Consider the following 9,666-nt stretch of genomic DNA (forward strand, 5'->3'; position numbering starts at 1 on the left):
GAGTGGCCGGTTTCGTGCGGGCCCCGCCCCGTCGAGTGGCCGGTTTCGTGCGGGCCCTACCTCGTCGAGTGGCCAGTTTCGTGCGGGCCCCGCCCCGTCGAGTGGCCGGTTTCGTGCGGCTCATCTGTGCCGAAGTGGCCACTCGACGGGTGGGGGGTGTGCCGAAGTGGCCACTCGATGGGTTGGGGGTGTGCGGAACTGGCCACTCGACGGGTGGGGGATGTGCAAAAGTGGCCACTCGACCGGGGGTGGTCAGACGTCGCCGTGCTCGATGCGGGCGATGGTGTCCGCATCCTCCTCGTCCTCGTGGTCGACGCTGCCGTCGTACATGCCGGTCACGAGGTAGATGACCCGCCGCGCGACCGAGACGGCGTGGTCGGCGAAGCGCTCGTAGTAGCGACCGACGAGCGTGAGGTCGACGACGGTGCTCTTGGACCACGTCGCGTCCTCGTCGAGCATCGCGGCGAAGAGCCGCCGGTGCAGGTCGTCCATCTCGTCGTCGTCACGCTCGAGGGCCGCAGCGGCCTCGATGTCCTTGCTCGCGATGATCGAGCCGCACTTGGCGACGATCATGCCGGCCACCTGCCCCATCTGCAGGATGTGCGACCGCAGCTCCGGCGGGACCGCCGACTCGGGCGTACGCAGGCGGGCCACCTTGGCCACGTGGCGCGCGAGGTCGCCCATCCGCTCGAGGTCCGAGCTCATGTGCATGGCCGTCACCACGATGCGCAGGTCGGTCGCGACGGGCTGCTGGCGGGCGAGCAGGTCGATGGCCAGCTCGTCGAGCGCCACGCGCAGGTCGTCGAGCCGCTTGTCCGCCTCGATGACCGACTCGGCGAGGTGGACGTCGCCGTCGAGCAGGGCCGTCGTGGCTCGTGCCATGGCGGAGCCGGCGAGCCGGGTCATCTCGACGAGCTGGTCGGAGATCGTGTCGAGGCTCTCGTGGAACTGGTCGCGCATCGTGGTCCTGTCGTGTCACGGGTGATCGTCGGTTGATCGGCCTGAGACTCCCAGCCGGTGGTGAACAGTGCAAGGCCTGCGGGTGAACAGTGCAGCCAACCGTGACCAACTCGACAGCCGTGTCCGGCGCGCCGGTCCCGGCTGCGTACCCTGACGACGTGGACTCAACGACCGCCGCGACCCTGGGCGCCGTCGCCGGCCTCGCCCTCGGCCTCGGCGCGCTCGGCGCGGCCGCCGTCCGGCTGTCGGACCGGGCGGGCCGCCATGACGCGGAGGTCGCGCCCGCGTCCGACCTTCCTCCGGGCGTGTCCGAGGTCCTCGCGGTGCTGCGCTCGAGCGGCGTCGTCGTCGACAGCTCCGACCGCGTCGTCAACAACTCCCCCGCGGCGGTGGCCCACGGCCTCGTGCGGGGTCAGGAGCTCGTCCACCCGGAGCTGGTGCAGATGGCGCGGGCGGTCCGCCGCGACGGCGTCATCCGCGAGGCGGAGTTCGAGCTGCGCAAGGGGCTCGGCGACGCCCGTTTCGTCGTCGCCGCCCGGGTGGCCCCGCTGGGGGCGCACCACGTCCTACTCCTGGTGGAGGACCACTCGGACGTGCGCCGCATCGAGCAGGTGCGTCGCGACTTCCTCGAGAACGTCTCGCACGAGCTGAAGACGCCGGTGGGCGGCATCGCCCTCCTCGCCGAGGCCGTCCTCAACGCCTCGGACGACCCCGAGGCCGTCGCGCGCTTCGCTCAGCGGATGAGCGTCGAGTCGAAGCGGCTCACCCAGCTCGTGCGAGAGATCGTCGAGCTGTCGCGCCTCCAGGGCGCCGACGCCATCACCGAGCCCGTCCTGGTCGACGTCGGGACCTGCGCCACCGAGGCCGCCGAGCGGTGCCGGCTCCTCGCGGAGGAGCACGACATCGCCGTCGTCGTCCACACCGAGCCGGGGTGCCGGATCTGGGGCGACGTCGAGCTCGTCACGACCGCCGTCACCAACCTCGTGGGCAACGCCATCGCCTACTCCGAGCGCGGCACGCGGGTGGGCGTCTCGGTGCGCCGGGCGCCTGACGGCCCCGTCGAGGTGGCGGTCACGGACCAGGGCGTCGGCATCGAGCCGGACGAGCAGGAGCGGATCTTCGAGCGGTTCTACCGGGTCGATGCCGCGCGCTCGCGCCGCACGGGCGGGACGGGGCTGGGCCTCGCCATCGTCAAGCACGTCGCGGAGAACCACGGCGGGCGGGTCACCGTGTGGTCCGAGCCGGGCCGTGGCTCGACCTTCACCATCCGACTGCCCGGCGCGGTGCAGCCCACCGATGCGCGCGGTGGCTCCTCCAAGGCCGCGCCGGACGCCGATGCCCGGCCGGACCCCGCCGCCTCGCCGGACCCGGCCGTCAACTCCTGAACGAGAGGTGCCCGTGAGCCGCATCCTGATCGTCGAGGACGCGGAGTCCTTCTCCGACCCGCTGTCCTACCTCCTGCGCAAGGAGGGCTACGACGTGGCGGTGGCCGACACGGGCCCGGGTGCCTTGGCGCAGTTCGACGCGGCCGGGGCGGACCTCGTCCTGCTCGACCTCATGCTGCCCGGGCTGTCGGGAGTCGACGTATGCCGTGCCCTGCGGCAGCGCTCTTCCGTGCCGATCATCATGCTGACCGCCAAGGACAGCGAGATCGACAAGGTCGTCGGCCTCGAGCTGGGCGCGGACGACTACGTGACCAAGCCGTACTCCAGCCGGGAGCTGCTGGCGCGGATCAAGGCGGTGCTGCGTCGGCTGTCCGAGCCGGAGGAGCTCGTGCCCTCGACGATCGAGGCCGGCCCGGTCCGCATGGACATCGAGCGTCACACGGTGAGCGTCAACGGCCGGGCCACGCCGCTGCCGCTCAAGGAGTTCGAGCTGCTCGAGATGCTGCTGCGCAACTCCGGCCGGGTGATGACGCGGATGCAGCTCATCGACCGCGTCTGGGGCAGCGACTACGTCGGGGACACCAAGACCCTCGACGTGCACATCAAGCGGTTGCGCGCCAAGATCGAGCCTGACCCCGCCAACCCGGTGCACATCGTCACCGTGCGCGGTCTCGGCTACAAGTTCGAGGCCGCCTGAGCCGCCGCGGAGAGCGCCCTAGCCGGCCGTGGGCGTGACCGCGCCGGTCGGCGTGACCGCGCCGGAGGGCGTGACCGGGGACGTGACCGGGGACGTGACCGGGGGCGTGCTCGCGTCGGTGCTCGCGCTCGTGCCGGTGGGCTCGAGGGTCGAGTAGTAGCGCTCGGCCGGCAGGACCGGCACGTTGACGACCACCGTCCCCCCGACGCTGCTCTGCACCGTGAGGGGGACGATCGTGCCGGGCTTCGCGGCGAGGCCGGCCACCTGCAGGCGCCTGTCGGCGAGGTTGACCTGCTGGCCCGGCCCGACCTCGAACTGCGAGCTAGCGCCGCCCGCTCCACCCTGCTGCTGGGGCGTGATCTGCACCGTCGCCGCCTCCGTGCCCCGGTTGAGGACCGCGCCGGACACCACGGCGTCCCCGGAGCCGGAGCTGACGAGGAGCAGGTCGTTGATCTGCAGCGTCCCGATCGTCGCCGGCACCCCGTCGGCCGGGACGTAGGGCATGTTGGTCTGCGTCGGCGAAAACGTCTGGCACGCGCTCGTGACGACGGTCAGCACGGAGGCCGCGACGACGGCCGCCATGGTCCGACGCGTGGGGGACTGGGCGAGGAATCGACGCTTCACGGGCGACAGCCTAGCGGCGGACGCCACATGCACGCCGCACGGCCTGCTGTCAAGACCGGTGAGGCCTCCTCCCCGGTCGCCGCTGAGGCTCTGACCTGCGCAGATGGGGCTGGGGGAATCGCGGTCCGCGTGACGGCCATGCTATTCTGGGGGTCGCGAAAGGGGAAAACAGCACATGGTTTTCAAGGTCGGCGAGACGGTCGTGTACCCCCACCACGGGGCGGCACTGATCGAGGCAATCAACACCCGGACGATCCGCGGAGAGGACAAGCTCTACCTGAAGCTCAAGGTGGCCCAGGGCGACCTGACGATCGAGGTGCCAGCCGAGAACTGCGACCTCGTCGGCGTCCGAGATGTCGTCGGCCAGGAAGGGCTGGACCGGGTGTTCGAGGTCCTGCGCACACCGCACACCGAGGAGCCCACCAACTGGTCGCGCCGCTACAAGGCCAACCTCGAGAAGCTCGCGTCGGGCGACGTCATCAAGGTCGCCGAGGTGGTGCGGGACCTGTGGCGCCGCGACCAGGACCGCGGCCTCTCCGCTGGTGAGAAGCGCATGCTGGCCAAGGCCCGGCAGATCCTCGTCTCCGAGCTCGCGCTCGCCGAGAAGACGGACGAGGGCAAGGCGGAGTCGATCCTCGACGAGGTCCTCGCCTCCTGAGCCTCCTGAGCGACCGCGCGACCGGGGTCGTCCTCGTCGCCGCCGGCTCCGGCTCGCGGCTCGGGGGCGGCGTCCCGAAGGCCTTCGTGCCCCTCGCCGGGCGTCCCCTCCTCGGGCACGCCCTGGGAGGGGCACTGTCGTGCCCGCACCTGCTCGAGGTGGTCGTCGTCGCACCGGCCGGCTGGTTGGACGACGCGCAGGCCGTCGTCGACGAATGCCGCTCGGCGGCGACGGCGGGCGAGGCGGCATACGTCACGGTGGTGCCCGGGGGCCAAGATCGGGGCGAGTCGGTGGCCGCCGGGCTGGCCGCCCTGCGTCCCACGGTCGAGTTCGTGCTCGTCCACGACGCGGCCCGCTGCCTAGCCCCGCACTCGCTCTACGAGCGCGTCGCCGCGCGCGTGCGGGCCGGGGCGCCGGCCGTCGTCCCGGGGCTGCCCGTCGTCGACACGATCAAGCAGGTGGACGCCCAGGGCCGGGTCGTGGGCACGCTCGACCGGCCCGCCCTGCGCGCCATCCAGACGCCGCAGGGGTTTCGGCGCGACGTCCTCGAGCGTGCACACGTGGTGTCGAGCGAGGCCACCGACGACGCGGCGCTCGTCGAGCGGCTCGGCGAGCCGGTCCTCGTCGTGCCGGGCGACCTCCGGGCTCTGAAGATCACGACCCCCGACGACCTCGCCACGGCGGCCCGTATCCTTCAGCCGTGAGCAGGAACCTGACCGCCCTCGTCACCGGAGGTGGCACGGGTATCGGCGCGGCGACGGCCCGGCTCCTCGCCCGGGACGGGTTCGACGTCGTCGTGGCCGGCCGCCGCCGGGACCGCCTCGTCGCCGTGGCGGCCGAGCTCGGACCCGCCGCCCGCGCCCTCGTCCTGGACGTGACCGACGTCGACAGCGTCCGTGAGGGCCTCGCGACCTTCGACCGGCTCGATGTGCTCGTCAACAACGCGGGCGGCGCCCTCGGTCTGTCCCGGGTCGAGGACGCGGACCCCGCGCAGTGGCAGCAGATGTATGCCGTCAACGTGCTCGGCACGATGCACGTGACCAAGGCGGCCCTGCCCCTGCTGCGTCGCTCCCCGCGCGCCACCATCGTCGACGTCTCCTCCATCGCCGGGCAGCAGCCCTACGAGGGGGGCGGGGGCTACGTCGCCGCCAAGCACGGCACGTCCGTCGTGTCCGAGACCCTGCGGCTGGAGCTCAACGGCGAGCACGTGCGCGTCATCGACATCCGTCCCGGCCTCGTGCACACCGAGGAGTTCTCGACGACCCGCCTCGGCGGGGACCAGGAGGCCGCCGACCGCGTCTACGCGGACGTCGACCACCCCCTCGTCGCGGACGACGTGGCCCAGTGCATCGCCTTCGCCGTGCGCCTGCCGCAGCACGTCAACATCGACTCCCTCGTCGTCAAGCCGGTCGCGCAGGCCGCCCCGCACAAGCTGCATCGAGGGCCCATCGACTGGAAGCGCGGCGATGTCTGACCTTCGCTTCGTCCCCTGCGTCGGCGTGGGCATCGACGTGCACGCGTATGCCGCCGACGGCGAGGAGCGCGAGCTGTGGGTGGCCGGGGTCCACTGGCCGGGAGAGCGGGGCCTCGCCGGACACTCCGACGCCGACGTCGCCGCCCACGCCGCGTGCGACGCGATCTTCGGGGCCGCGGGTCTGGGCGACCTCGGGGCACACTTCGGCACCGACCGGCCCGAGCTCGCCGGGGCGTCCGGGGTGACCCTGCTCGCCGAGGCGGCCCGGCTCGTGCGGGCGGCCGGCTTCGAGATCGGCAACATCGCGGTCCAGGTCGTGGGCAACCGGCCGAAGATCGGCAGCCGCCGCGAGGAGGCGCAGCGCACGCTCACCGAGGCCGCCGGGGCCCCGGTGAGCGTGAGCGGCACGACGACCGACGGGCTGGGCCTCACCGGTCGGGGCGAGGGCGTGGCCGCGATCGCCACGGCGCTCGTCTACCCGAGCGGCTGAACGGCATACGAACTGGCCTGCGGACTGGCCTGGCGCATGGCCTGCCGCCTGGCCGGGCGGGCCACCGGGCGCCGATAGACTTCCGCGGGTGACCCTGCGACTGTTCGACACCGCCGCCCGCGAGCTGCGTGACTTCACGCCGCGTGAGACCGGCAAGGTCGGCATGTACATCTGCGGCCTGACCACGCAGGGCGCCCCGCACATCGGGCACATCCGCTTCGCCGTCGCGTTCGACGTGCTGCGGCGCTGGCTCGAGGTCGGGCACGGCTACGCGGTGACCCTCGTGCGCAACGTGACCGACATCGACGACAAGGTGCTGCGCAAGGCCGCCGAGTCCGGCGAGGAGTGGTTCGCCCTCACCTACCGCAACGAGCGGCTCACGACCGAGGCGCTCGACGCGCTGGGTGTCGAGCCGGCCACCTACGAGCCCCGCGCCACGGGGCACGTGCCCGACATGGTCACGCTCATGGAGACCCTCGTCGAGAAGGGCCACGCGTATGCCGCCCCCGACGGCAGCGGTGACGTCTACTTCGACGTGCGGTCCTGGCCGCAGTACGGCTCCCTGTCGCATCAGTCGCTCGACGACATGGCGAGCGCCGACGACGCCGACCCCCGTGGCAAGCGCGACGCCCGCGACTTCGCCCTGTGGAAGGGCCGCAAGCCGGACGAGCCGGAGAGCGCGACGTGGCCGACGCCGTTCGGCTCGGGACGGCCCGGCTGGCACCTCGAGTGCTCCGCGATGGCCCGGCGCTACCTCGGCGACGAGTTCGACATCCATGGCGGGGGGATCGACCTGCGCTTCCCCCACCACGAGACCGAGCAGGCCCAGTCGCGGGCGGCCGGTCTCGGCTTCGCGCGCTACTGGCTGCACAACGCGTGGGTCACGGTCCGCGGCGAGAAGATGGGCAAGTCCCTCGGCAACGCGCTCGAGGTGCGCACCCTGCTCAAGACGACGCGGCCCCTCGTGCTGCGCTACTACCTCACGGCCGCGCACTATCGGTCGACCATCGAGTACTACCCCGGGTCCTTGGACGAGGCGGCCGCGGCGGTCGAACGGATCGAGGGCTTCCTCGACCGGGCGGCCCGACGCGGTGCGATCCCCCCGGCCGGAGAGTATGCCGTGAGCGACCTTCCCGAGGAGTTCGTCCTGGCGATGGACGACGACCTGGGGGTCTCGGGCGCCCTCGCCGTCGTGCACGAGACGGTGCGCGCGGGCAACACCGCCCTCGATGACGGTGACGACGAGGCGGTCCTCGCGGCCGCGTCGGCGGTCGTCGCGATGACCGACGTCCTCGGGCTCAACCCGCTTGCGGAGCACTGGTCGGGCGCGCGGGACGCGAGCGTCGAGGCGGCGCGGGAGGCGCTCGGTGTGCTCGTCGCCGCCCTGCTGGACCGGCGCCAGGCGGCCCGGCAGGAGCGGGACTTCGCCCGCGCCGACGCCATCCGCGACGAGCTGGCGGCGGCCGGCATCCTGATCGAGGACACCCCCTCGGGTGCCCGCTGGTCGCTGGCCCGACCCGACCGGAGCGACCGGACCGACCAGACCGACCGAACCGACGGAGCAGGCGCCGGAGCAGGCGCCGGAGCAGGCGTCGGACCAGCCGGCCGACCAGGCCGCGCCGAGCGAGCAGGAGGCTGACATGCCGGGCAACTCCCAGCGTCGTGGCGCCGTCCGCAAGGGCGGCAAGAAGGCGACCGTCGGCTCCGGTGGCCAACGTCGTCGCGCCCTCGAGGGCCGGGGCCCGACGCCCAAGGCGGTCGACCGCGAATACCACCCCGCCGCGAAGCGGGCCCGGGCGGCGGCCAAGGGCTCGGGCGCGAGCGCGGGTGGTCGCGGTGGCACCGCGAGCGCCGGTCGCCCTGGCGGGAGCGGGCGGGGTGGCCAGGCCCGGCCGCAGCGCCGGGCCAAGGGCTCGTCGGAGATGGTGGCGGGGCGCAACTCCGTCGTCGAGGCGCTGCGAGCCGAGGTCCCCGTCTCGACGATGTACGTCGCGAGCCGCATCGACTCCGATGACCGCGTCAAGGAGGCGCTCAAGCTCGCCACCGCCCGGGGTCTGCCGATCCTCGAGACCCCCCGCGGCGAGCTCGACCGGCTCACCGATGGTGCGGTCCACCAGGGGCTGGCGCTGCAGGTGCCGCCCTACGACTACGCACACCCCTCGGACCTCATCGACCCGCAGCTGCCCGGCATACCGCTCGTCGTGGCGCTCGACGGCATCACCGACCCGCGCAACCTCGGGGCCATCGTGCGGTCCGTCGCGGCCTTCGGCGGTCACGGCGTGGTGGTGCCCGAGCGCCGGTCTGTCGGCATGACCGCCTCGGCGTGGAAGACGTCGGCCGGCGCCGCGGCGCGGGTCCCCGTCGCCAAGTGCGCCAACCTCACCCGGGCGCTCGAGGACTTCCGCAAGGCCGGGTTCTTCGTGCTCGGGCTCGACATGGACGGCGACGTCGAGCTGCCTGACCTCACCCTGGCGTCGGAGCCCCTCGTCATCGTCACCGGCTCGGAGGGCAAGGGTCTGTCCCGGCTGGTCCGCGAGCACTGCGACCAGGTCGTCTCGATCCCCATGTCGTCAGCGGTGGAGTCCCTCAACGCGGGCCTGGCCACGGGTGTGGCGCTTTACGAGATCGCTCGGCAACGGCGCCGCTGAGCCGCCGCTGCCCCGGCCCCGACTCAGTCGGGTCGGGCGATGACCGGCATCTCCACGGTGTCGACCCCGAGCACCGACTTCTCCTCCGGCTTGGCCGGGAGCACGGTCCGCACGTAGTCCTTGATCGCCTGATCGAGCGGCACGTCGTGCCCGGCCCGCTCGCTCATGTACCACCGGTGCTCCAGCACCTCGTGGAAGATCTCGGCCGGCTCGAGGCGGCTCGCCATCTCGCGGGGCACGGCTCGCACCACCGGCTCGTAGACGTGGGTGAGCCACTCGTGAGCGAGGATCTCCTCGTCCTCGCCCTGCCGGTCGGTGGCGGCGGCATACGCATCGAGGTCGTTGAGCAGGCGCCGGGCCTGGTTCTCCCCGACGTCGAGGCCGGTCAGCCGCAGCAGGCGGCGGGAGTGGTGGCCCGCGTCCACGACCTTGGGCTGGATCGAGATCTGCGTGCCCCCCACGTCGGTGGCGATGGAGAGCTCGTCGACGTCGAAGCCGAGCTCGTTGAGCCGGCGGATGCGCTCGTCGACCCGCCACCGGTCGCCGACCTCGAAGCGCTCGGTGGCGGTGAGCTCGTCCCACAGCGAGCGGTAGCGCTCCACGATCGAGGCCGCGACGACGAACGGGTCCGCGCGCTCCTCGAGGAAGCCTCCCGCCTCGAGGTCCATGAGCTCGCCGGCGATGTTGACCTGGGCGATGTCGAGGTCGTGCTCGCGTTGGCCGTTGGAGA

11 protein-coding genes are annotated in these 9,666 nt (G+C 72.6%); 8 read left to right on the forward strand and 3 right to left on the reverse strand.

Features of this window, described 5'->3' with window-relative positions; all coding sequences use genetic code 11:
* Positions 1-252: 252 nt before the first annotated feature.
* On the reverse strand, positions 253-960 hold the full coding sequence (phoU, locus tag VFJ94_RS03750; protein ID WP_325002850.1) for a phosphate signaling complex protein PhoU: 708 nt from the start codon (positions 958-960) through the stop codon (positions 253-255).
* A 158-nt stretch (positions 961-1,118) separates the two neighbouring features.
* On the opposite strand from phoU, the gene VFJ94_RS03755 reads away from it, so the two are divergent.
* Positions 1,119-2,345, forward strand: coding sequence for a sensor histidine kinase (locus VFJ94_RS03755; protein WP_325002851.1), 1,227 nt, complete (start codon positions 1,119-1,121; stop codon positions 2,343-2,345).
* Between the two features lie 13 nt (positions 2,346-2,358).
* A complete protein-coding gene (locus VFJ94_RS03760) occupies positions 2,359-3,042 on the forward strand; it encodes a response regulator transcription factor (protein WP_325002852.1) in 684 nt (227 codons plus the stop codon).
* A gap of 18 nt (positions 3,043-3,060) precedes the next feature.
* Here VFJ94_RS03760 and VFJ94_RS03765 read toward each other — a convergent pair whose 3' ends face one another.
* The gene (locus VFJ94_RS03765) at positions 3,061-3,666 is read right to left on the reverse strand and encodes a hypothetical protein (RefSeq protein WP_325002853.1); all 606 of its coding nucleotides are present in this window, start codon (positions 3,664-3,666) and stop codon (positions 3,061-3,063) included.
* Between the two features lie 175 nt (positions 3,667-3,841).
* Between VFJ94_RS03765 and VFJ94_RS03770 the strand changes: the two genes are divergently transcribed.
* The 6 genes from VFJ94_RS03770 (at position 3,842) to rlmB (ending at position 8,936) form a co-directional block, all read left to right on the forward strand.
* Positions 3,842-4,324 (forward strand): CarD family transcriptional regulator, encoded by a 483-nt coding sequence (locus VFJ94_RS03770; protein WP_325002854.1) that lies wholly within the window; start codon positions 3,842-3,844, stop codon positions 4,322-4,324.
* Positions 4,325-4,329: 5 nt separating this feature from the next.
* Positions 4,330-5,028: a 2-C-methyl-D-erythritol 4-phosphate cytidylyltransferase gene (gene ispD, locus VFJ94_RS03775; RefSeq protein WP_325002860.1), complete on the forward strand. Its 699-nt coding sequence runs from the start codon at positions 4,330-4,332 to the stop codon at positions 5,026-5,028.
* Positions 5,025-5,798, forward strand: coding sequence for an SDR family oxidoreductase (locus VFJ94_RS03780; protein ID WP_325002855.1), 774 nt, complete (start codon positions 5,025-5,027; stop codon positions 5,796-5,798). The genes ispD and VFJ94_RS03780 overlap by 4 nt, the downstream gene beginning before the upstream one ends.
* Positions 5,791-6,288, forward strand: coding sequence for a 2-C-methyl-D-erythritol 2,4-cyclodiphosphate synthase (gene ispF / locus VFJ94_RS03785; RefSeq protein WP_325002856.1), 498 nt, complete (start codon positions 5,791-5,793; stop codon positions 6,286-6,288). The genes VFJ94_RS03780 and ispF overlap by 8 nt, the downstream gene beginning before the upstream one ends.
* Before the next feature lie 88 nt (positions 6,289-6,376).
* Positions 6,377-7,927, forward strand: coding sequence for a cysteine--tRNA ligase (gene cysS / locus VFJ94_RS03790; protein WP_325002857.1), 1,551 nt, complete (start codon positions 6,377-6,379; stop codon positions 7,925-7,927).
* A 1-nt stretch (position 7,928) separates the two neighbouring features.
* Complete coding sequence (gene rlmB, locus VFJ94_RS03795) at positions 7,929-8,936, forward strand: 23S rRNA (guanosine(2251)-2'-O)-methyltransferase RlmB (protein WP_325002858.1); 1,008 nt, start codon at positions 7,929-7,931, stop codon at positions 8,934-8,936.
* Positions 8,937-8,959: 23 nt separating this feature from the next.
* Here rlmB and VFJ94_RS03800 read toward each other — a convergent pair.
* Positions 8,960-9,666, reverse strand: a 707-nt coding sequence (locus tag VFJ94_RS03800; RefSeq protein ID WP_325002859.1) for a DUF4032 domain-containing protein, incomplete at its 5' end; no start/stop codon positions are given.

Origin of the sequence: Intrasporangium sp. (genome assembly GCF_035688975.1) — a bacterium.
GTDB lineage: Bacteria > Actinomycetota > Actinomycetes > Actinomycetales > Dermatophilaceae > CALMNV01.

Excerpts from the sequence above, each read along its gene's own strand:
- phoU (WP_325002850.1), bottom strand. The coding sequence starts at position 960 with ATGCGCGACCAGTTCCACGAGAGCCTCGACACGATCTCCGACCAGCTC.
- VFJ94_RS03770 (WP_325002854.1), top strand. The coding sequence starts at position 3,842 with ATGGTTTTCAAGGTCGGCGAGACGGTCGTGTACCCCCACCACGGGGCG.
- ispF (WP_325002856.1), top strand. The coding sequence starts at position 5,791 with ATGTCTGACCTTCGCTTCGTCCCCTGCGTCGGCGTGGGCATCGACGTG.
- rlmB (WP_325002858.1), top strand. The coding sequence starts at position 7,929 with ATGCCGGGCAACTCCCAGCGTCGTGGCGCCGTCCGCAAGGGCGGCAAG.